This window comes from Microvirga sp. HBU67558 (assembly GCF_018069605.1).
Lineage (GTDB): Bacteria > Pseudomonadota > Alphaproteobacteria > Rhizobiales > Beijerinckiaceae > Microvirga > Microvirga terrae.
Window position 1 is genome coordinate 1 of sequence record NZ_JAGPUP010000130.1, and the last position, 311, is coordinate 311.

Consider the following 311-nt stretch of genomic DNA (forward strand, 5'->3'; position numbering starts at 1 on the left):
AAGGATTCCTGGATCTCGAAGAAGTCGCCCTCGTCCACGACCTTCAGGATCAGCTCCTTCATGTCATAGGGCTTGTTCGGGTTGTCCGGGATCAGGGTGTCGAGGCTGTCATCGGTGCGGTTCGGGTCGTCGAAGCTCGGAAACTCCGGCACGCCGTCCTGGTTGTTGGCCGGCAGGAAATCGATGAGGCGGCGCACCTGCAGCAGCGCCTCGACGTCGTTGTCGTAGGCGCCGTCCGCCACCGACGACTTGGTGGTGTGCACCTTGGCGCCGCCGAGCTCCTCCGAGGTCACGGTCTCGTTGGTGACGGT

At 63.3% G+C, this 311-nt stretch carries 1 protein-coding gene; it reads right to left on the bottom strand.

Annotated features, from left to right (window positions below; all coding sequences use genetic code 11):
* Positions 1-311 (bottom strand): carboxyl transferase domain-containing protein (locus KBI52_RS33780; RefSeq protein WP_305797856.1); only part of this gene is annotated, 311 nt, incomplete at both ends.